The 21,995-nt window shown below is 71.1% G+C and carries 15 protein-coding genes; 5 read left to right on the top strand and 10 right to left on the bottom strand.

Annotation, left to right across the window (positions count from 1 at the left end):
- Window positions 1-110 precede the first annotated feature (110 nt).
- The 10 genes from ACWEEU_RS21115 to ACWEEU_RS21070 all read right to left on the bottom strand — a co-directional run bounded on the left by ACWEEU_RS21115 (window position 111) and on the right by ACWEEU_RS21070 (window position 10,580).
- Entirely contained in the window at window positions 111-1,445 is a 1,335-nt protein-coding gene (locus ACWEEU_RS21115; RefSeq protein WP_385747398.1) for a cytochrome P450, read from the bottom strand.
- Window positions 1,446-1,468: 23 nt separating this feature from the next.
- Window positions 1,469-2,368 (bottom strand): SAM-dependent methyltransferase, encoded by a 900-nt coding sequence (locus tag ACWEEU_RS21110; RefSeq protein WP_451734197.1) that lies wholly within the window; start codon window positions 2,366-2,368, stop codon window positions 1,469-1,471.
- Window positions 2,365-3,306, bottom strand: a complete 942-nt coding sequence (locus ACWEEU_RS21105) for a terpene synthase family protein (RefSeq protein WP_451734195.1) — start codon at window positions 3,304-3,306, stop codon at window positions 2,365-2,367. The genes ACWEEU_RS21110 and ACWEEU_RS21105 overlap by 4 nt, the downstream gene beginning before the upstream one ends.
- Window positions 3,303-4,244, bottom strand: a complete 942-nt coding sequence (locus ACWEEU_RS21100) for a terpene synthase family protein (RefSeq protein ID WP_451734193.1) — start codon at window positions 4,242-4,244, stop codon at window positions 3,303-3,305. The genes ACWEEU_RS21105 and ACWEEU_RS21100 overlap by 4 nt, the downstream gene beginning before the upstream one ends.
- Window positions 4,245-4,325: 81 nt before the next feature.
- Window positions 4,326-5,087 carry a thioesterase II family protein gene (locus tag ACWEEU_RS21095; RefSeq protein ID WP_385747406.1) on the bottom strand — a complete coding sequence of 254 codons (762 nt, stop codon included), beginning with the start codon at window positions 5,085-5,087 and terminating at the stop codon, window positions 4,326-4,328.
- On the bottom strand, window positions 5,084-5,833 hold the full coding sequence (locus tag ACWEEU_RS21090) for a thioesterase II family protein (RefSeq protein ID WP_385747408.1): 750 nt from the start codon (window positions 5,831-5,833) through the stop codon (window positions 5,084-5,086). Before ACWEEU_RS21090 ends, ACWEEU_RS21095 begins: the two co-directional genes overlap by 4 nt.
- Before the next feature lie 31 nt (window positions 5,834-5,864).
- Complete coding sequence (locus tag ACWEEU_RS21085; RefSeq protein WP_385747410.1) at window positions 5,865-7,157, bottom strand: cytochrome P450; 1,293 nt, start codon at window positions 7,155-7,157, stop codon at window positions 5,865-5,867.
- On the bottom strand, window positions 7,141-8,979 hold the full coding sequence (locus ACWEEU_RS21080) for an amino acid adenylation domain-containing protein (protein ID WP_451734191.1): 1,839 nt from the start codon (window positions 8,977-8,979) through the stop codon (window positions 7,141-7,143). The genes ACWEEU_RS21085 and ACWEEU_RS21080 overlap by 17 nt, the downstream gene beginning before the upstream one ends.
- A 59-nt stretch (window positions 8,980-9,038) precedes the next feature.
- Window positions 9,039-9,257 (bottom strand): MbtH family protein, encoded by a 219-nt coding sequence (locus ACWEEU_RS21075; protein ID WP_385747414.1) that lies wholly within the window; start codon window positions 9,255-9,257, stop codon window positions 9,039-9,041.
- A 216-nt stretch (window positions 9,258-9,473) separates the two neighbouring features.
- The gene (locus ACWEEU_RS21070; RefSeq protein ID WP_385747416.1) at window positions 9,474-10,580 is read right to left on the bottom strand and encodes a branched-chain amino acid aminotransferase; all 1,107 of its coding nucleotides are present in this window, start codon (window positions 10,578-10,580) and stop codon (window positions 9,474-9,476) included.
- Window positions 10,581-10,795: 215 nt separating this feature from the next.
- Here ACWEEU_RS21070 and vioD point away from each other — a divergent pair, with 215 nt between their 5' ends.
- The 5 genes from vioD to ACWEEU_RS21045 are packed head-to-tail and all read left to right on the top strand — an operon-like array spanning window position 10,796 to window position 21,941.
- Entirely contained in the window at window positions 10,796-11,932 is a 1,137-nt protein-coding gene (vioD, locus tag ACWEEU_RS21065) for a capreomycidine synthase (protein WP_385747418.1), read from the top strand.
- Complete coding sequence (locus tag ACWEEU_RS21060; protein WP_451734188.1) at window positions 11,929-16,623, top strand: amino acid adenylation domain-containing protein; 4,695 nt, start codon at window positions 11,929-11,931, stop codon at window positions 16,621-16,623. Before vioD ends, ACWEEU_RS21060 begins: the two co-directional genes overlap by 4 nt.
- Complete coding sequence (locus tag ACWEEU_RS21055; RefSeq protein WP_451734186.1) at window positions 16,620-20,483, top strand: amino acid adenylation domain-containing protein; 3,864 nt, start codon at window positions 16,620-16,622, stop codon at window positions 20,481-20,483. Before ACWEEU_RS21060 ends, ACWEEU_RS21055 begins: the two co-directional genes overlap by 4 nt.
- Window positions 20,455-21,285, top strand: a complete 831-nt coding sequence (locus ACWEEU_RS21050) for a metallophosphoesterase family protein (protein ID WP_385747424.1) — start codon at window positions 20,455-20,457, stop codon at window positions 21,283-21,285. The genes ACWEEU_RS21055 and ACWEEU_RS21050 overlap by 29 nt, the downstream gene beginning before the upstream one ends.
- Window positions 21,286-21,287: 2 nt before the next feature.
- Window positions 21,288-21,941 (top strand): 4'-phosphopantetheinyl transferase family protein, encoded by a 654-nt coding sequence (locus ACWEEU_RS21045; protein WP_451734183.1) that lies wholly within the window; start codon window positions 21,288-21,290, stop codon window positions 21,939-21,941.
- The last annotated feature ends 54 nt before the right edge of the window (window positions 21,942-21,995 follow it).

Below are 21,995 nucleotides of genomic sequence, written 5' to 3'. Positions count from 1 at the left end.
GATGACGCCCTCGCCCCGCCCGTGCGGCCCCGCCCGCGGCCCGGCCGCGCCGCGGATCTCCCCGATGGGGAGACTCGCCGGCCGGCCGGGCCGTCGCCGCGGGCGACCGGTCACCGCGCCCGCAGTTCCATCATCAGACGCACCGGATGGATGACCGTACTGGTGGGGGCGAGGCGAACCGGGGCGTTGGGCGCGGGCTTGAAGTGCCAGCGGCCGAAGAAGGTGGAGAGCGCGAGGACGCCTCGCATGGTGGCGAAGTCGTTGCCGACGCACTGCCGGGCACCGAGGCCGAAGGGGACGTACGCGCCCCGGCACGGCGTCGCCGCGCCCTCCGCCCAGCGGTCGGGGTCGAAGCGCTCGGGGTCGTCGAAGAGTTCGGGTCGGCGGTGCATCAGGTAGGCGCTGTAGATGACGGTGGCGCCGGCCGGGATGCGACGGCCGCCGAGTTCGGTGTCCCGGGTGGTCTCGCGGGTGAGGAGCGGAACCGGCGGATACAGCCGCAGCGACTCCATCACCACGCGGTTCATGTAGGGGAGCCTGGCCATGTCGTCCCAGGTCGCGGTACGCCCCGCGAGGATCTCGTCGGACTCTTCCTGCACCCGTCGTGCGATGTCGGGGTGCTGCCCCAGCAGGTGCAGTGTCCAGGTCAGCAGCGACGACGTGGTGTCGGAGCCGCCGATGAGCACGGTGAGCCCGCTGTCGCGCAGTTCCTGGGCCGACAGCTTGTCGCCGTTGTGCCGGGCGGCGGTGAGACCGCTGAGCATGTCACCGCTGTCCTCCGGCGCCGCCAGGTTCTGCTCGATGACCTCGTCCAGCATGGAGACGATGGTCGCGAGCGCCGTCGTGTAGCGGCGGTTGGAGGGCAGCGGGAGCTTTTCCTTCAGGCCGAGCGGCGCGAGCACCCGTTTGTACACGCCTTCGAACGCCGTATCGATGCACCGTCGCAGCTCGTCGACGCGTTCGACGCTCATGTCGGCCGCGAACAGCGTCCGCACGGTGGTGCGGACCGAGAACCGGTACATGTCGCGCTGCACATCGGTGGTGAGGCCGTCGGTCCAGGAGTTGGAGGTGGCCTCGATCTCCTCACCGATGATGTCGGCGTAGGTCGCCATCCGCTCCTTGTGGAAGGCGGGCTGCACCAGTCGCCGTTGTCGGCGGTGGGAGTCGTGCGGCGACGTGGCGAGCCCCCAGCCGATCAGCTCGCGCAGCTTCTCGATCTGAGGCCCGCCCTTTTCGAAGGTGCGGTCGTCGATCAGCACCTGCCGGACGAGATCCGGGTGACAGACCACGTAGGCCGGCTGGGTGCCGAGTTTGATCTCGACGACGTCGCCGTGGTGGGGCAGCGATTCAAGGAACTCGAAGAGTTGCCCCCGCAGTCGCAGGCCGTGGCCCACGAGGGGAAGAGCGCCCGGTGCCGTTCCGCTGGTGAAGGTCGCGGTAGTCATGCTGGACTCCTTCGGTGGAACGGTCAGGGGAGGCGTCGTGCGACGACGCTGTAGATGGACGCCTTGCCCGCGCGCAGCGCGGCCGACAGGTTGACGGCGACGTCCCGCATCTCGGCGAAGGGGCGGTGTCCGGGCAGTGCGTCGTCGCGGTCGATATTGGCCTTGATCTCGTTGAGCCAGCGGATGGCCTCGGGGCCGGACGGCAGTTCCTGCAGGTCGCGTACGGCGAAGGAGTTCCGCTCCAGCACCTCGATCAGCTGGGCGAGGGTCTTGCGGTGCCCGCAGGCCAGCCGGTCCACCTCGTCGGGGATCATCGACCGGTAATCGCCGAGCGGGATGTTGTAGAGGGTTTCGGAGATCACCACCACGGCGTTGTCCGCCGTGCGCACCGAGATCGCCTTCATCGCGGCTTCGAGCGTGGACGGTGTCAGATGACCGATGCTGCCGCGGAGCACCACCAGGTCGTACGGTGCCTCGCGGTCGGGTATCTGCTCCAGGTCCTGGGCGTTGCACTGGTAGAGCCGCATCCGGTCGGCGACACCGGCTCGCATCAGGCGGTCGGCCGTGTAGTGCACCTGCGGGCCGCTGATGTTGACCCCGTCGATGCGGGGGCAGTCGGGGAAGCGCCTGGCCATGTGCAGCAGGGTGGTGCCCCAGCCGAAGCCGACGTCGAGGATCCGTCCGACCGGGGCGCCCTCCGGCAGCCCGGCGAGGTCGAGCTGCCGGGCGAAGTAGCGCTCCCCCGCCTGGTCGAGCGACGCGTTCTCGTCGCCGTCGTAGAGGCCGAACTGGAACCACAGTTCCCCACCGATCGCGGTGCGCCACATCGCCGGATCGTCTCGGTAGACGGCTTCGACCCGGGACTGGTACGGGTCGTCCGCGAGGCCGGTGATGACGTCGAAGCCTGCGTTGGTGGTTGTCACGTCATTCCTCCGATGGTGTTGAGATCGCCGCGATAGCGTTCGGACTCGAAGTGCCAGTCGAAGTTGCCTCTGACCAGGTGGCGTACGCCCGTGATCCACCGTTCGGTCTCGGTGGAGCGGGGCAGGGCCAGCGCCGCGCTCTCGAAGGCGGTCACGCGGTCGGTCGCCAGGTCGTTCACCGCGCTCAGCGCGTCGCCCAGGGAAGTGCCCTCGTGGTGCATCACCACGCGCACCGCGTTGTGGATCTGTTCGGAGGCCAGCTCCTTGCCGACCGAGTAGATGTCGTTGAACAGTCCGCAGTGCTCGGCGGCGGCGTCCTTGAGCGCCCGGTAGGCAGGCAGGAGTCGAACGTCCTCGGGGAGATCGACGCCGACGGCGACCTCCGTCAGGTCGGCGCACCAGCGCGTTCCTGCCGTGTCGCGGCGGTGTGCGAGATAGCTGTCGAGGGTGGGTATCCGCCCCCTGCTCCGCTCGTCGAACTCAACGCCGTAGGTGAGCAGGAACGCGCTCAGGTCCTGGCGGAAGGTCGTGTACCAGGCGGGAGAGCGGTCCTGCGGCAGGCGCCCCCACAGCTCCGCCAGCGACCGTTCCATCGCGCCCGAGGCCGGGGCGCCGTCGAGGACACCGAGGCGGCCGTCGAGGGCCGAGCGGCCCCGGACCGGGTCCCGTCCGAGGCGGCCGTCGTCGAACTGGTCGTCGTTGACGAAGATCCAGGCCATCAACTGGGCCAGATAGACGAGCAGTTCGGGTGCCGCCGTCGGGAAGTAGCGCGCCGTGGTCAGCGCGGGGTCGGCGCGGCGCAGCAGACGGCGCACGTCCTCGTCGTCGGCCAGTCCGAACGCGTCGATCCACTCCCACACCGGTGCCTCGCAGGTGTCGCGAGCGGGATTGAGCGGGATCGGCGGGAACGGCATGAAGTGCTCGGGATAGGTGATCACGCCGGGGTTCCTTCCTGAGGTCCGACGGCGGGAGTCACATAGCGGTCCAGCTCCGCGCAGCAGTCGACCGCGCCCCGCATGAGCAGGCGGTATCCCTGTACGCACCGCCTGACGTCCTCCGAGGTGCCTGCCGAGCCGGCGGCTTCCTCGAACGCCCGCAGGCTCGCGGACGCCATCTCCCCCACCGCGTCGACGGCCTGGGCGATGTCGACGCCCGTGCGGTGCATGACCACGCGGACGGCGTTGTGGACCTGCCCCGTCGCCAGTTCCTTGTCGATCGAGTAGAGGTCGTTGACCAGACCCATGTATTCGGACGTGCGGGCCCGCAGGGTGTGGACGGCATCGAGCCGCCGGACCCTGGAGGGCAGGTCGACGCCGGAGGCCGGCTCCACCAGGTCGGCGAACATGAACATTCCCGAGGACAGACGCCGGTGGCGGCGGTACTCGTCGATTCCCGGGACCCGGCCGCCCACCCGGTCGATGGCTTCGCGGGCGTAGGTCCACAGCCACAGGGCGCAGTCGTCCCGGAACGTCCGGCACCATTGCGCGGAGCGCCCCACCGTGGTGCGACGCCACAGGTCGGTGATCGCGGGCATCAGGGGGTCCCCGGTGGTCGGCGCACCGTCGAAGGCGGCGACGACGTGGTCCACCAGTGCCTCGCAGCGGCCGCAGTCGTCCTCGGCGTCGAGCAGGTCGTCGACGAGGAAGTTCACGGCGAGCCACTGCGTCGCGAGCGTCAGGGGCCGGGGTGGCGCGTCGGGATACAGCCGAGCGGCGACGTGCGCCGGGTTCGCCCTCCTCAGGATCTCCCCACGGTTCGCGTCCTGGAGGAGACCGAACCGGTCGGCCCAGGACCGCAACTCCCCGGCAGCCGTGCGCCCGGCGGGGTTGGGGTCCCGGCCCGGGCACGGCATCTCGAGTTGGCGGACGGTTGTCATGAGTCCCCTATCAGCCGGACTTCGCCGCACCGATGCTGCGCCGGGCGGCCCTGTCGCCCTTGCCCCGGGCGTGTTCGGGGCTTACGTGAGCTGGTCCACGATCACGCGGATGACCTGCTGCTGGCCTTCCTCGTCGAAGAAGTGGCCGCCCGGGATCGGCGTCAGACTGAACTGGTCCCGTGTCTCACGGGACCAGTCCGTCATCCGTTCGGGATGTGCTTCGGGGTCCTCGGTGCCCGCGAACGCGTGGACCGGGATGTCCAGGGGCGTCTCGGGGTGGAAGTCGTGCGTACTGAGCACCGTCAGGTCGGCTCGCAGTGTCGGCAGCAGCCCGGCGAGCAGTTCGGGCTGCTCCAGGACTTCGACGGGCGTGCCCCCCATGTCGCGCACGTACCCGACGAGGCCGTCCTCCCGTCCGTCCCACTCCCACTGGCCGTTGTCGCACGCGGGTGCCACGCTGGCCGCCACGAACAGCGCTCTCGGTCCCGGCAGTCGGCGTTCGCGCAGGGCGTGGGCCAGCGCCCAGGAGACCCTGGCTCCCATGCTGACGCCGTAGAGGGCGAACGGCCTGTCGAGGTGCGGCTCCATGACCGCGATCAGATCGTCGACGAGGGGAGTCATGCGCTCGTAGGGCGTCTCGGTGAACCGGTCGGCCCGGCCGGGGAGTTGCACCGCCACCGGCTCGATGTACCAGGGCAGTTCCTGTGGCCACCGGCGGAACAGCGAGGTGTTGCCGCCCGCGAAGTGGAAGCAGAACAGGCGGGTCTCGGCAGGGCCGGTGCGGCCGAACCGCTTGAACCAGCGGCGGTCGATGTTCGCCCCCGGCGTCGCGGTGCCGGTCATCGTCCGGCCGCCGTCAGCAGGTTGGCGGTCATCAGGTCGAGGAGGCTGTCGGGTGCCTCCATGAACTTGTGGTGGTGGCCTTCGAGCAGGACGGCGGTGGTCTCGCCGCACTTCTTCCAGCCCGTCATGTCGGCGTAGGGGATCTCGTCGTCCTCGGTCCAGCCGATGGCGGTGATCGGACCGGGCAGCCGGAACGGGTCGGGCACGATGTACCGCTTGTTGGTGTCGACGTCGGCGCGCAGGATCTCCAGGTAGAAGGAGAGGATGTCCGGGCTGGGGTTGCCGCCGAGCCTGCGCATCAGCCCTTCGAGTTCGGCCGTCAGTTCCGTGTCGTCCATCGACAGGAAGCGGCCGGCGGGTCCGTCCTGGGGGGCGACCTCGGAGGACACGTAGAGCTGTGACGCGGCGGGCCTGCCCGTGCGGGCCAGCTCGGCGGAGACCTCGTAGGCGGCGAGCGCGGACCCGCAGTGGCCGAAGAAGGCGAACGGCACGTCCAGGTGGTCCTCCAGGCCGGGGATCATGGCCTGGGCGAGTTCCTGGTAGGTGGTGAAGTTGGGCTCGGCGAACCGCGTCTCGTGGCCCGGGAGCTCGACCGGGACGAAGTCCACCCCGTCGCGGTGACGGGGCCACTGGCGGTACATGCTGGCACCGCATCCCGAATAGGGGATGAGGAACACCCGCGCTACGGCGTCGGCCGACGGCCTGTGGGGCAGCCACGGGTTCCGGCCGGAGGGGCGGTGGTTCATCGGCAGGTCTCCAGGTCGCAAGGCGCGGTGGTCAGCGCAGACGGGCGGTGATCGGCAGGTGCTTGTACCCGGAGATGAAGTTCGACCGGAGCCTGGACTTCTCCCCCGCGTACGCGAAGTCGGTGAACCTGCTGAGGAGTTCGGTGAAGAGGATCCTCAAGGTGACCCGGGCCACGGTGTGGCCGACGCAGTAGTGCGGGCCGATGCCGAACGCCACGTGCTTGTTCGGCCGACGCCGCAGATCGAAGGTGTCGGGGTCGGCGAACACCTCGCGGTCCCGGTTGGCGGACCCGAGCCAGACCACCACCGCGTCGCCCGCCTTGATCCGGGTGCCGCGGATCACGGTGTCGTTGACGGCGTAGCGCATGAAGTGGCTGACCGGGGACGCCACGCGCAGGGCCTCCTCCACGGCGGTGGACGTCACGCTGAGGTCGGAGGCCCAGGTTTCGAGCAGCCCGTCCTCCACGTGCTCGGCCATCATGTAGTTCGGTGAGTGCGGCGTGGTGACCACGGCGCCGAGGAGCACGCTGTAGCAGTTGGACATGACCTCGCCGGGCGTCATGCGCCGGCCGTCCACCTCGGTCGTGATCAGGACGCTGATGAGATCGTCGCCCAGATTGCGGCGGCGCTCGCCGTAGATGTCCTGGAAGTAGGCGAACAGCTGGCGGTGCGCGTTGTCGAGGGTGGCCTGGGTGCCGCCCTCCAGCCGGTACTCGGGGTCGTCGGCGGCTATGGAGGAGTTGAGCAGCTTGGCCAGCCGGGGCCAGTCCTCCCGAGGCAGGCCCATGGACGTGCCGCCGACGGCGACCGGCAGGGCCAGCATCGCCTCGGCGAAGTCGAACGGACCGCCGTCCTCAAGAGGGCGCAGGACCTCCAGCACGAGGTCACGGATCATCTGGTCCTGGCGCTCGATGGCCTTGATGGCCATGGCCTTCTGCAGCCGGGCGCGCATGATCGTGTGCCGGGGAGGGTCGGTGGCGGCGATCTGCCGGCCGCCCGCCGGGTCCTCCACCCCGAGGATGTTCAGCAGGGTGCCGCGCTCGGAGGTGAAGGTGTGGGAGTCGCGCAGCACCTGGTCGGCGTCGTGGTAATTGGCCACCGACCAGAAGCCGTTCGCCTCGTCGACCTGCTGCCAGGTGAGGTGGTCCTTCTCGCGCAGCTCGGCCCAGAGCGGATGGAAGTCGCCGTGGCTGTAGAGCATGGGGTCGGCCAGGCCCATGGCGGCCTTTCCGACCGGGCAGCCGGGCGCCGGCTGGGCGGGTACGACGGGGCACCCGCCGACCGGGGTGACAGCCCCGGCGGCTGATTCATCCAGCGGCAGCATGCTCGGCCTCCTGTGTTGACTCGGGTGAGCCCACCCCCTCGCTCTGCCGCAGTCCTTCGGCGAGGTCGGCGATCGTCGGGCGCAGGTACAGCGTCCGGGCGGGCAGATCGACGTTGAATTCGCGTTGCAGTGCGGCGAGCAGTTCGGCGGCCATCAGCGAGTGCCCGCCGAGCTCGAAGAAGTTGTCGGTGGAGCCGATCGGCTCGACGTCGAGTGCCTCGCTCCAGATCTCGGCCAGGCGGCGCTCCAGCCCGTCGGCCGGTTCGACGTACTCGTTCCACACGTTGCGCGGGATCCTGGCCGACGGCAGGGCGCCGCGGTCCACCTTGCCGTTGGCGTTGAGCGGGATCTCCGGCAGGGCGAGGATCACCCAGGGGACCAGGTGGGCGGGCAGGACGGCGGCGAGCTTCTCGCGGAGGTGCACGCCGAGCGCCGCGGACTCCTCCTCGGACAGCTCGCCCGCGGCAACGTACGCGATCAGCCGGGTGTCACCGGCTCCGTCGGTGTGCGTGAGCGCGGCCGCCTCCTCGACCCGGGGGTCCTTGAGGAGCTCCGTCTCGACCGTGCTGGGCTCGACCCGGTAGCCGCGGATCTTGACCTGGCGGTCGGCGCGGCACAGGAAGTCCAGGTTGCCGTCGGGCAGTTCGCGGACGATGTCGCCGGTGCGGTACATGCGGCGGCCGGGTTCGTCGCCGAAGATGTCGGCGACGAACTTCTCGGCGGTGGCGCCCGGCTTGTTGAGGTATCCGGTGGCCACGCCGTCGCCGCCGACCCACAGTTCCCCCCATTCGCCGGGCGGTACGGGGCGCATCGCGTCGTCGAGGATGGCGGCGGTGGTGCCGTGGATGGGGGTGCCGATCGGGACGCGTTCCTCGTTGCTGCTGGTGCGCGTGGTCCAGCAGGTGGTGTACGTGGTGTTCTCGGTCGGGCCGTAGCCGTTGGTGAACGTCAGGTCCGGGTACGCGGCGAGGACCCGGCGGACGTGGTCCGGGGAGAGGACGTCGCCGCCCGCGAGGAGATGCCGTACGGTGCCCAGGCCGTCCAGGTGGTGGGCGACCATCTTGTGGAAGAGACCCGAGGTCAGCCACAGAATGGTGACGCCCTCGTCGCGGATGGTCTTGACGATCTCGTCCAGGTCGGCCCGGCCGGACGGGGCGAGGGCGAGGCGGCACCCCTTGGCCAGCGAGGTCCAGATCTCGAAGGTCGACACGTCGAAGCCGACGCGGGTGATCTGGAGGAAGACGTCGTCGGGGCGTACGTCGATCCAGTCGGGGGTGTCGATGAGCCGGAAGATCGCGCGGTGCGAGACCACGACACCCTTGGGCATCCCGGTGGAGCCCGAGGTGTAGCAGACGTAGGCGGGGCTGTCCGGTCCGATCTCGGCGGCGGGCAGCAGGCCGGGGTCGGCGGCGGGCTCGGCGGGGTCGTCGATGGACAGCACGTGCTCGATGCCGTGGGCCAGCGGCGCGGTGCCGGAGTCGACGACGGCGAAGCGGGCGCGCGCGTCGTCGAGGATGCGCGCGCGCTGCTCGGCCGGCTCGGCCGGGTCGAGGTACAGGTAGGCGCCGCCCGCCTTGAGGATCGCGGTCAGTACGACCATGAGGTCGATCGACCGGTCGAGCATGACGGCGACGACGCTGCCGCCGCCGACCCCGGCCGCGCGCAGCCGCCGCGCCACGGCGTCGGCGTCGGCGTCGAGTCGCCGGTAGCTGAGGCTGCGGTCGCCGTGGCTGATCGCGGTCGCCTCGGGGGTCCGCGCGGCCTGCTCCGCGACCATGTCGTGCACACAGCGCGGCGAGCGAGCTGACTGAAGGCTGCCCATCACTGATTCCCTACCTTGTTCTTCTCTGCTCGGCTCTGCGTCACCGATGCCGGGCGGGCTCAACGGGAGGCGGAGACCGCCGCGGGGTCCTGGCGCGCGCTGAGCGGGCGGAGGTCGGTCCAGTTCTCGTCGATGTAGTCCAGGCAGGACTGCCGGGTGCCCTCGTGGACGGCCGTCCAGCCGGCCGGGACGTCCAGCTTGACCGGCCAGAGCGAGTGCTGTTCCTCGGCATTGACGAGGACGGCGAAGGTCCCGTTGGAATCGTCGAAGGGATTCATTGCATGGGCTCCTTGAATGGGCAGCTGGAATGGGTGCGGCCCGGACGGGAATACCGCACCGTGTTTTTCGAGGGGAGCGCCGGCGCTGCCGGGAGATATCGACGAACTGCGAGAAGGGGTGGCCGTTTTGTCGTGGGACGTCGAGCCGACGCTATCCGCGTGGAACTCCCGCGTGGTGTCACATGAAAGGACGACATCCGGGGGCGGGACACGGACTCAGCCCACCTTGTGCACCCAGGCGTGCGGGTCGGGCAGCCGCCCGTACTGGATGCCGAGCAGCTCCTCGCGCAGCCGTCGGGTGACGGGGCCCGGCTCGCCGTCCCCGATGGTCCACCCCTTGCCGCCCGCTCCCTTGACCCGGCCGATCGGGGCGATGACGGCCGCCGTCCCGCAGGCGAATGCCTCGGTCATCCTCCCGGACGCGCACAACTCCTGCCACTGCGGCACCGACATGGGCCGTTCCTCGGTGTCGAGGCCGAGTTCGGGGGCGAGTCGGAGCAGGGAGTCGCGGGTCACGCCGGGCAGCAGCGTGTCGGTCAGCGGAGGTGTGACGATCCGCGGCCTGCTGCCGTCCTCCTCGCGCAGGACGAAGAAGATGTTCATGCCGCCCATCTCCTCGACCCAGGTGTGCTCGGCCGCGTCCAGCCACACCACCTGGTCGCAGCCCTCCGCCACGCCCTGGCGCTGGGCGGCGAAGGCCGCGGCGTAGTTGCCGCCGACCTTGGCGGCGCCGGTGCCGCCGGGCGCGGCCCGGGTGTACTCCTCCGACAGCCACACCGTCAGCGGCCGGAGCCGTTCGCCGGCGCCGAAGTAGGCGGTGGCCGGCGAGGCGAACACCACGAACAGATAGCTCCGCGAGGGAAGCGTGAAGCCCAGCTCGTGCTGGGTGGCGATCATCAGGGGGCGCAGGTAGAGGCTCTCGCCCTCGCCGGAGGGGACCCAGGCGGCGTCGTGGGTGACCAGCAGCTCCAGAGCCCGCAGGAAGGTTTCCTCGGGGAGGGCGGGCATGGCGAGGCGTTCCGCGGAGCGGTTGAACCGGCGCGCGTTGACCGAGGGCCGGAACAGCGCGATGCCGCCGCCGTCCTGCCGGTACGCCTTCATGCCCTCGAAGCACTCCTGGCCGTAGTGGAACACGGAGGCGGAGGGGTCGAGACTGATGGGGGCGTACGCTTCGAGCCGCCCGTCGTACCAGCCGCGCTCCTCGTCGAAGCGCACGGTCACCATGTGGTCGGTGAAGACCCGGCCGAACCCGGGTGATCCGAGGACCGACTCGCGCTCCCGGGCCGGCGTCGGTCGGTCACTGGTGTGTATCTCGAAGTCCACCGGTCGACCACCTGCTTCCTCGTTGAACTCGGGCGGCGTGAAGGCCCTGATGTGGACCAGAAACTACCCGCAGCGACTCCGCGCGGCGGTGTCACATGAAAGGACGACATGCGGGCGCCGAGCCGGTGAACGAGGCTGGCCGAGACTGGGGAATCTGTCGACTTTCGGCTCCGCAGTTCCCGTTCGAAGTGGCCGCGAACAGAGTGGAATTACGTATGGGCATCGCCGTTGCGAAGCTGGAAGCCTGGATGCGCGACTACTACCACAAAGTCGATCACGACATCGGCAGCAGCGGGGTGCGCGACCTGTCCATGGCGGAACTGCGCACGCTCTGCGGCTTCGAGCTGTCCGAGCTGGACTCGCTGGTGCTGCACGACAGCGAGGCGTACGGCGGGCCGGGACTGCGGGCCGCGCTCGCGGACCGCTGGACCGGCGGCGACGTCGATCCGGTGATGGTCACGCACGGGTCCAGCGAGGCGATCTACATCGTCATGCACACGTTGCTCGAAGCGGGCGACGAGGTGATCGTCGTCGACCCTGCCTACCAGCAGCTGTACGACATAGCCGCGTCGAAGGGGTGCCGGATCACCCGCTGGCCGCTCCGCGCCGACCGCGGTTTCCGCCCCGACATGGAGCGCTTGCGTGAACTCGCCGCGTCCGGACCCCGGATGATCGTGGTGAACTTCCCGCACAACCCGACCGGGGTGTCGATCACCGCCGAGGAGCAGGACGAGCTCATCGCCATCGCGGCCGCGTCGGGCGCGTGGCTGGTCTGGGACAACGCGTTCGGCGAGATGACGTACACCGGGGACCCCCTGCGTCTGCCGCACGACCGCTACGACAAGGTCATCTCCTTCGGCACCCTCTCCAAGAGCTACGGGCTGGCCGGTATGCGGGTGGGCTGGTGTCTGGCACCGCGCGAACTGCACGAGGAGATGGCGGTACTGCGTGACTACATCGCGCTGTACGTCTCCCCCGTCCTGGAGTTCTTCGCGGAGAAGGCGATCCGCAACGCTGACCGGATCGTGGCGTTCCAGCGCGAGCACGCGAACGCCAACCTCAAGCTGGTGCGGGACTGGGCGACGGGCCTGCCCGAACTGGTGCGGCTCACCCCGCCGGACGGCAGCGTGACGACCTTCGTCGAGTTCCCCCGCCTCCCCGACGTGGAGCGCTCGTGCCGACGGCTCGCGGAGGAGCACCGGGTGCTGCTCGTTCCGGGCATGTGCTTCGGCGAGGACTTCCGCTCCTACGCCCGGCTCGGCTTCGGCGGCACCACCGCCGAGCTGACAGCAGGACTCTCCTCCCTCGAACAGGTGCTGCGCGAAGACTCCCGAACGGTGGCTGCCCGATGACTGACGACCTGCAATCCCGTATCGCCGCCCTCTCCCCGGACAAGCGGGAGCTGCTGGAGCGGCGGCTCGCGGAAATGGCGGCCGCGCGCGGGCCCGCCGCGGTCGACCGGATCACGCCGCGCGACCGCGACACGCCGACCCCGCTGTCCTTCGCCCAGCTGCGCGAGTGGACCACCGGCCGGATCCGCGGCTCCAACAACATCGGCGGAGCGCTGCGGCTCGTCGGCGACCTCGACCTCTCCCTGCTGAGCCGAGTGCTGACGGAGATCGTCGACCGTCACGAGGCGCTGCGGTCCACGGTCGAGATGAACGGCCGCACCCCCGTGCAGGTGGTCCAGCCGGTCACTCCCGTGCCGACCCCGCTCGTCGACCTGTCCGACCTGCCGGCCGAGGAGCAGCCCGCCGAGGTGCGGCGGCGCGCGGACGCCGAGCTGGTGCGCCCCTTCGCCCCGGAGGACCCCCAGCGCCTGCGCATCCAGCTGCTGCGGCTGGCCCCGGACACCCATGTGGCACTGTTCACGACCGACCACGCGGCCTCCGACGCGTGGTCGATGGCCATCCTCGTACGGGAGTTCGTGGCCCTGTACGGCTCCTACCGCGGTGGCGGCACGGGCGCGCTCCCGCAACTGGAGATCCAGTTCGGTGACTTCGCCGCCGCGCAGGCGCGGGAGTTCACCGACGAGCGGATCAGCGCCGAACTCGCCTACTGGAAGCAGGCGCTGGAGGGCGTGCCGACCCGCCTCTCCCTGCCCATCGACCGGCCCTACCCCGCCCGGCCGACCTTCGAGGGCGCCCAGTACCACATCGACCTCACGCCCGAGCTGAGCAGCGACCTCAAGGTGTTCAGCGAGCGGGAGAACGCCTCGCTGTTCATGGTGCTGCTCGCCACCTTCTCCGTGCTGCTCCACCGGTACTCGAACCAGGACGACCTGGTGATCGGCTCGGCCATCTCCGGGCGCAACCGGGTGGAGACCGAGGAGCTCATCGGCTGCTTCGCCAACCTGCTGCCCCTGCGGATGAGGCTCGCCCAGGACCAGACGCTGCGCGATCTGGTGCACGCCGCCCGGGACACCACCACCGCCGGCTACGACCACCAGGACCTGCCCTTCGAGCGGCTCCTCGAACAGCTGGGCATCGGCCGGGAGGCGTCGCAGACCCCGCTGATCCAGGTGATGATCAACGTCCTGACCGCCCCGGCCAGCACCCTGGAGGTGCCGGACCTCACCATCGCGCCGGAGCCGATGGACATCGGACCGGTCTCCATCGACCTGACCCTGTTCGCGATGCCGCGCGGCGACACCGTCTCCCTGCAATGGCAGTACTCCACCGAGCTGTTCGACACCGAGACGGTGGAGTTGCTGGCCTCACAGTTCGTCAACGTGCTGCGTCAGCTGGTGACGGCGCCCGAGACGACGGTCGGCGACGTCGAGTTCATCGTCAGCCCGGTCGCCGCGGCGACGGCCCCGGTCCCCGCCGCGGTGACGGACCACGGCCCGGGCTTCGTCGAGCTCTTCCAGCGGCGCGCGGCCCTCGCCCCGCACACCACGGCGGTCGTCCACGGCGGAACCGCCCTCAGCTACGCGGAGCTGAACCGCAGCGCCAACCGGCTCGCGCACGAACTGCGCGAACGCGGTGTGGGAAGCGAGGTGCCCGTCGGCATCCTGCTCGACCGCTCGCCCCGCATGGCCGTGGCGATCCTCGCGGTGCTCAAGGCCGGCGGCTACTACGTCCCCCTCGACCCGTCCTACCCGGCGGAGCGACTGACGTTCATGCTGGCCGACGCCGACGTGCGGGTACTGATCGTCGAGAAGGAGGCGGACGGCGCGCCGACGGCCGCGGGCGAGGCGTGGTCGGGCGAAGTCGTCCTCGTGGACGCGCCCCTGGACCGGCCCGCACACGATCTGCCCACGCTGCCCGACCCCGCCTCGACGGCGTACATGGTGTACACGTCGGGTTCGACCGGCCGTCCCAAGGGCGCCCAGATCGAGCACCGCTCCCTGGCGACCTTCGCCCGTGACGTCGTGGACCGTTTCGGGCTCGGCAGCGGGGACCGGTTCCTGCAGTTCGCGTCGCCCAGCTTCGACGTCCTCGTGGAGGAGCTGTTCCCCGTCTGGCTGGCCGGCGGCGCGGTGGTCATCCCGGCCGAGCGGCTGCTCGGCGGCGGCGCCGACCTCGCGGAGCTCGCCGAGCGCGAGCGCGTCACGGTGATGGAACTGCCCACCGCGTACTGGCACGAGTGGACCCGGTCGCTGCGGCGCGAGAACCGCGAACTCCCGGAGTGGCTCCGCCTGGTGATCATCGGCGGCGAGCGGGTGCTGCCCGACCGCATCACGATGTGGGAGCCGCTCGGCGTGCCGCTGATGCACGTGTACGGCCTGACGGAGACGACGGTCAGCTCGACCTTCTTCCGCGTCGACCCGGTCGACCAGAGCCGCGACTGGCCCAACCTGCCGATCGGCACCCCTCTGCCCTCGGCCGATCTGCGCATCCTGGACCACCGGCTGCGCCCCGTTCCCGTCGGCAGCATCGGCGACCTGTACATCGGCGGCATCAGCCTGGCCCGCGGCTACTACGGCCGCCCCGGTCTGACCGCCGCGCGGTTCGTCGCCGACCCGGACCCGGCGCACCCGGGCGCCCGCCTGTACCGCACCGGCGACCTGGTGCGCCAACGGCCCGACGGAAACCTGGAGTTCGTGTCCCGCGCCGACACGCAGGTCAAGATCCGCGGTTTCCGGGTCGAGCCCGCGGAGATCGAGGCGAACCTCAGCCTGCACCCCGAGATCGCTGAGTCGGTGGTCGTCGTGCACGAGCCGGAGCCCGGGGACAAGCGACTCGTGGCCTACATCGTGCCGCGCACCTCACCCGCGCCCGCGGCGAGCGTCCTGCGCGAGTTCCTGGAGAAGGAACTGCCGCCGTACATGGTGCCCGCGACGTTCGTGGAGCTGCCGGCCCTGCCGCTGACCCCGAACGGCAAGGTCGACCACGCGAAACTGCCCGCCCCCACCGACGAACGCCCCGCCGAGGCGGCGGACTTCGTCGCTCCGCAGAACCCTGTCGAGCAGCAGCTCGCCGAGATCGTCGCCGGTGTCATCGGCACCGAGAGCATCAGCGTGCACGACAACTTCTTCGAGCTGGGGGGCGACTCGATCCTGGCCATTCAGGTCGTCGCGCAGGCGCAGGACATCGGCATCCGGATCTCCCCGCTCGACCTCTTCGAGCACCCCACGGTCGCCATGCTCGCCGCGGTGACCACGGCGGCCCCGGTCATCGACGCCGAGCAGGGCGTCGTCAGCGGACCGTCGCCGCTCACCGCCCGGCAGCGCTGGTTCTGTGGCTCCGACATCGCCGACCCGCATCACTGGAACGTCTCCACGCTGCTCGAACTGCGTGAGTCCTACCCGCAGGACATGCTGCGCCAGGCGGTCGTCCAGCTCCTCGTCCACCACGACGGCCTGCGCCAGCGCTTCCAGCTCAACGGCGTCCAGACGCGCGTCCGGATCGCCCTGCCCGACTCGCGCACGCCGTTCACGGCGCACGACCTGTCCGGCCTGGACCGCGAGGAACAGGATCGCCGGATCACGGAGCTGACCGCCGAAGCGGCGGCGGGTCTCAAGCCCACCGTGGGACCGCTGGTCCGGTTCGAGTTCTTCCGGCTCGGCGAGGGACGCCCCGACCAGCTGGCGGTGATCGCCCACCACCTGGTCGCCGACCCCACCTCCCTGCGCATCCTCGTCGAGGACCTGCGGACCGCGCTGCTCGCGCTGGGGGCGGGCCAGACCGTCGCACTGCCGGCCAAGACGACGTCCTGGCAGTCCTGGGCGCGCCGCCTCGCCTCGTACGCCGGTACCCAGCCGGTGCGGTCGCAGCGGTCGTACTGGACCGACCTGGTCGGCAACGCGTCCGGCACGGTGCCCTTCGACACGGCGGAGCTCCCGGACGCCGACACCGCCGCCGACGCGCGCGAGGTCGTCGCGCGACTGGGAGCCGAGGAGACGACCGAGCTGCTGCACGCCGTCCCGGCGGCGCACAACTGCCGCATCGACGAGCTTCTGCTGGCGGCCCTCAGCCGCACCCTCGGCGACTGGACGGGCTCCCCGCGCACCCTGGTCGACCTGCGGCGGCACACCCGTGACCGGATCTTCGGGGACATCGACCTGGCGCGCACCGTCGGCTGGCTGGACACCGTCCACCCGGTCGGTCTCGTCAGCGAACCCGACGGCACGCCCGAGACCACGTTGAAGTCGGTCAAGGAAGCCCTGCGGGCCGTCCCCGAGGGCGGGCTCGGCTGGGAGCTGCTGCGCCAGGGCAACGACCCGGTGCCGGACTCCCCGGCGCAGCTGCTCTTCGAGTACACCGGCCAGCTCCACGAGCCGTCACCGGCCACGGACGGTTTCACCGCGCTCGGACCCGCCGGACCCGCGACGAGTCCGCTGGGCCGGCGCCCGTACCCGCTCGCGGTCCGCGCCTCGGTCAGCGGCGGCCGGCTGACCGTCACCTGGGAGTACAGCACCAGGCTGCACCACCAGCAGACCGTGGAGCGACTCTCGGAGCGGTTCCTGGCGGAGCTGCGGGCTCTGACGGCCGACGGGGACATCACGCACGTCCCGTCGGACTTCCCGCTCGCCCGCGTGGACCGATCGCAGCTCGACGGGCTGCTCAGCCGTCTCCAGAGCGGCCAGGAGACCCCGTGAGCCAGGCCGACGTCACGGACGTCTACGAACTGTCGCCGCTGCAGCAGGGCATGTTGCTGCACACCCTGTACGGCGGCGACGCGGACACCTACGTCGCACAGCGCAGCTTCGAGATCACGGGCGCGCTCGACGCCGACCTGCTGGAGCTGGCCTGGCAGCAGGTCGTGGTCGCGCATCCCGCGCTGCGGACCTCCTTCCACTGGGAAGGCCTCGACAAGCCGCTCCAGGTGGTGCACCGCAAACCGCCCGGCGCGCTGACGCGGCACGACTGGTCGGCCGCTGACGCCGACGAGCAGCGGGAGAGGTTCGAGCGACTGCTCGCCGAGGACCGGGCCGTGGGCTTCGACCCGGAGCGGCCGCCGCTTCAGCGGCTGCACCTGATCCGGCTCGGCGAGGGACGCCACGGGTTCGTCTGGACCCACCACATGCTGCTGCTCGACGGCTGGTCGGTGCCGATCGTCCTCGGCGACTTCATCCGGCGGTACCAGTCCCTGCTCGCGGGAGTTCCGGCACCGCCCGCGCCCGCCCCGTACCGGGACTACATCGCCTGGCTGCAGTCCCAGGACATGCGGGCGGCCCAGGACTGGTGGACCGGTGCCCTCGCGGGTTCGGCCGGCAGCGGTCGCCTCGGCCCACTGCTGCGGCTCGACCCGCGACGCGGTCCCGGCGCCGTCGAGGAGGTCCGCAGGGAGCTGCCGGCCGCCCTCGACGAGCGGCTGCGCAGGGTCGCCGCCCGCAACCGAGTCACCCTCAGCACCTTGCTGCAGGCTGCCTGGGCGCTGGTCCTCCGGCGCTTCAGCGGGGACGCGGAGGTCACCTACGGCTGCACCAGTTCGGGACGCCCCGCCGAACTGCGGGGCGTCGACGAGATGGTCGGATCGTTCATCAACACCCTGCCGATCCGGATCACCGTGCCCGACGGTGGCGGGCTCGGCGACTGGCTGCGGGAGGTCCAGACCGCGCACTCCACGGCCAGGCGGTACGAGTACGCGCCCCTGGCGCAGATCCGGTCCTGGGCGAACCTGCCCGGGAACGAGCCGCTGTTCGAGAGCGTCGTCGTCCTCGACAACTACCCGCTCGCCATCGGCGACGGGAAGCTGGCCGAACAGTTCTCGGTCCGCTCGGTCAACGACTTCGAGAAGACCAGCGAGGCGCTGACCCTGATCGTGACACCGGCACCCGCCTCGGTGATCCGGCTCGTCTTCCACCGCGAACGGTTCGAGCCGGGCGCGGTCGACGACATGATGGGGTACTTCTACCGCGTCCTGGAGGCCCTCACCGACGCCGGGACGGTCGACGGCGTCATGACGGCCGCCGCCGGACCCGCGCAGAGCGCTCCGCCGGCCGGCGTGCGGTACCCGGACGCGGAGCAGACCCTCGCCGCGCTGATCGAGCGGCAAGCGGCGGCCACCCCCGACGCGGTCGCCGTCCACGCCGACGACGGCACCCTCACCTACGCGCAGTTGCTCGAACGCTCCCGCCGGGCGGCGGACGCGCTCGCCGCGGCCGGGGCGGGCCCCGGCCGGTTCGTCGGGGTCTGCGCCGAACGCGGCCTGGACATGGTCACGGGCGTGCTCGGCACCCTGCTCACGGGCGCCGCCTATCTGCCCCTGGAGCCCTCGCTGCCGCCCGCGCGCCTGGCCTTCGTGGCGGCCGAAGCGGGCATGACGGTGGCCTTCGCCTCGCCGGACCACGTGGAGAGGGCCGTACGGGCCGGGGCGGAACAGGTCCTGACCTCGGCGGACCGGGCCGAGGTGCCGCGCGCGACCGGTCCGGGCGGCCCCGACGACGCCGCCTACGTGCTGTTCACCTCCGGCTCCACCGGCCGTCCCAAGGGCGTGGTCGTCACCCACCGCGCGATCGTCAACCGACTGCTGTGGATGCAGGAGACGTTCCCGCTCGGCGCCGACGACCGGGTGCTGCAGAAGACTCCGCTGAGCTTCGACGTGTCGGTGTGGGAGCTGTTCTGGCCGCTCATGAACGGGGCCACCATGGTTCTCGCCCGGCCCGGCGGGCATCAGGACAGCGCCTATCTGGCCCGCGTCCTCACCGAACAGCGTGTCACCGTCGCCCACTTCGTGCCCTCGATGCTCCAGCTCTTCCTCGACGAGCCCGTCGACGCCCCTGCCCTGCGCCGGGTGATGTGCAGCGGCGAGGCGCTCCCCCACCCTCTGGTGGAACGCTTCCGCGGCGCTCTCCCGCACGTGGAGCTGCACAATCTGTACGGACCGACCGAGGCGGCCGTCGACGTCACCTGGTGGGACTGCGCGCGCCCCGCGCCGGCCGGCGTGGTCCCGATCGGCGACGCCGTCGCGAACACCGGGACGTACGTACTGGACGAGCGCCTGATGCCCGCCCAGCCCGGGGTTCCGGGCGAACTCTTCCTCGGCGGCGTGCAGTTGGCACGCGGCTATGTGAACCGTCCGGCGCTGACCGCCGAACGGTTCATCGCGCACGACCTGGCGGGCCCCGGCGGACGGCTGTACCGCACCGGCGACAAGGTCCGCCGGCTGCGGGACGGAACGCTGGAGTTCCTCGGCCGGATGGACCACCAGGTCAAGATCCACGGCTACCGGATCGAGCTGGGCGAAGCGGAGCAGGTGCTGCTCGACCAGCCTTCGGTCCGCGAAGCGGTGGTGACCGTCCGGGACGGGACGCGCCTGGCCGCGTACGTCACGGGTGACAGCCCGGACCCGGCCGTCCTGCACGACGCCCTGCGGGCGGCTCTGCCCCGCTACATGGTTCCGAGCACGGTCACCGTCCTGTCGGCGATGCCGCTCACCCACAACGGAAAGCTGGACCGGCAGGCGCTGCCCGATCCCGCGCCGGCCGCGGAGGCGGCTGCCGTCGAGGCGCCCGCGTCAGCGCGGGAGGAGAGCATCGCCGAGGTCTTCCGGGACCTGCTGGGCCTGCCCGCCGTGAACGTCACCGCGAGCTTCTTCGACCTGGGCGGCGACTCCTTCACCGCCGTCCGCGCGGTACGCCGGATCGAGGGCGCCAGCGTGGGGCTGCTCGCCGCCTGTCCCAGCGTCCGCGAGCTCGCGGCGGCCCTCGAAGCGACCGACGAGCCCGGACCGCTGCTGCGGGTGACCCCGCGCCCGCGGAACCGAACGGCCGCGCACACCCTGGTGTGCGTGCCGTTCGGCGGCGGCAGCGCCATCGGCTACCAGCCCCTGTCGGGCAGTCTCGATCCCGCGATCGACCTGCTGGCCGTGGCACTGCCCGGTCATGAACTCGGCGGCGACCCGGAGCTGCGGCCTCTGGAGGAGGTGGCGCAGAGCGTCGCGGACGAGGTCCTGAAGAACGTGGCGGGGCCGGTCTCCGTCTACGGGCACTGCGTCGGGGTGGCGCTCGCCGTCGAGGTGGTGCGTCGCCTGGAGACGGCCGGACGCGACGTCGAACGGCTCTTCCTCGGCGCGTCGTACCCGTACTACGGGAGCCGGTTCGCGCGGCGCCGCCGCGAGGGACCCGAAGCCGACCAGGCGGAACTGCGCTATCTGCAGTCGCTCGGCGGATTCGGCGGAGTGGTCCGGGATGACGAACTCGCCTTCGTCATGCGGGCGTTCCGGCACGACGCGGATGCCGCGCAGGCCTATTTCGGCGAGCACTGGCCGCGCCGCCGCCGTACCGAGCCGCTGGCGGCCCCGATCACCGTGGTCATCGGCACGGACGACCCGGAGACTCCCCGCTACGAGCGCAGGCACCGGGTGTGGGAGCGCTTCGGCTCCTCCGTCGACCTGGCGACCATTCCGGGAGGCGGCCACTACTTCCTGCAGCAGCAGCCGGAGATCCTCGCCACGGTCGTCGCGGCGGCGTTGGGGGAAGGGAACCATGAGCGGCAGACTCCTCGCGATCAGTGATCTGCACGTCTCCCACGGCAGGAACCGTGACCTGCTCCGGCGCGTGCGGCCCACCTCGCCCGACGACTGGCTGATCGTCGCGGGCGACGTGGCCGAGCGCATCGACGACCTGGCATGGGCGCTCGGTCTGCTCCGCGACCGCTTCGCGCGGGTGATCTGGACCCCCGGCAACCACGAGCTGTGGACCACCCGGGGCGAGGGCGACGCCCAGCGCGGGGACGTCCGCTACAAACAACTGGTCGAGACAGCGCGGGAGTTGGGCGTCGACACGCCGGAGGATCCCTTCCCCGTCTGGGAGGGCCCCGGCGGGCCGGTGACCGTCGCGCCGCTGTTCCTGCTGTACGACTACAGCTTCCGCCCCGCGGGCGTCACCAGGGAACAGGCGCTGGACGAGGCGTGGGAGTCCGGTGTGGTCTGCACCGACGAGGCGCTGCTGCACTCGGACCCCTATCCCGACCGCGTCGCCTGGTGCCACGCGCGCGTCGAACTGACCGAGCGCCGCCTGGCCGCACTGGACCCGGACCGCCGGCTGGTGCTCGTCAACCACTTCCCGCTCGTCCGGGAGCCGACCCTGGTCCTGCGCCATCCGCAGTTCGCCCTGTGGTGCGGCACCGACCGGACGGCGCACTGGCACACCCGCTTCAACGTCGCGGCCGTCGTCTACGGCCACCTGCACATTCGCCGGACCACGTGGCACGACGGCGTGCCGTTCATGGAGGTCTCGGTCGGCTATCCGCGCGAGTGGACCGCCCGCGGCGACTATCCGGGGGCCCGCCAGGTGCTGCCCCTCCAGGAGGACTGAACGTGCTCGCGGACATCCTGCCGCCGAAGGTCGCGGTGAGAGAGTTCAGGGGGGACCCGCCCGGTGTCCCGTACCACCCGCAGGAGATGGTGCACGTCGCCTCGGCCGTGCCCCAACGGCGGGCCGAGTTCATCACGGGACGGCACTGCGCCCGGCAGGCGCTGCAGGTCCTCGGAGTGGGACTCGCGCCGATCCCCAAGGGCGAGCGCGGCGAGCCGCTCTGGCCCGACGGGGTGGTGGGCAGCATCACGCACTGCGCCGGCTACCGCGGCGCCGCCGTGGCGCTGCGCGGGGACGTGCCCGCGCTCGGGGTGGACGCCGAACCGAACGAGCCCCTGCCCGAGGGGGTGCTCCGCACGATCGGCCTGCCGAGCGAACACACCATGCTGTCCGCGCTGCCCGCGCATAGCGGGATCGCCTGGGACCGGCTGCTGTTCAGCGCCAAGGAGTCCGTCTACAAGGCATGGTTCCCGCTCACCGGTGAGTGGCTGGACTTCTCGGAGGCGGAGCTGACCGTCGACCCCGACGCCTTCGCCTTCAGCGCCCGGCTGCTGGTCCCCGGCCCGGTCGTGGACGGTGTCCGGTGGTCCACCCTGCGCGGTCGCTTCACCGTCCGTGACGGCATTCTGCTGACCGCCGTCACGGACGGGTCTTAGCGACGGGCACCGAGCGGGCCGGCCGCCGGCGGGTGGTCGGCCCTCGGGGGCGTC

This window comes from Streptomyces sp. NPDC005004 (assembly GCF_053600675.1).
This window is presented reverse-complemented; position numbering and strand designations above follow the sequence as displayed.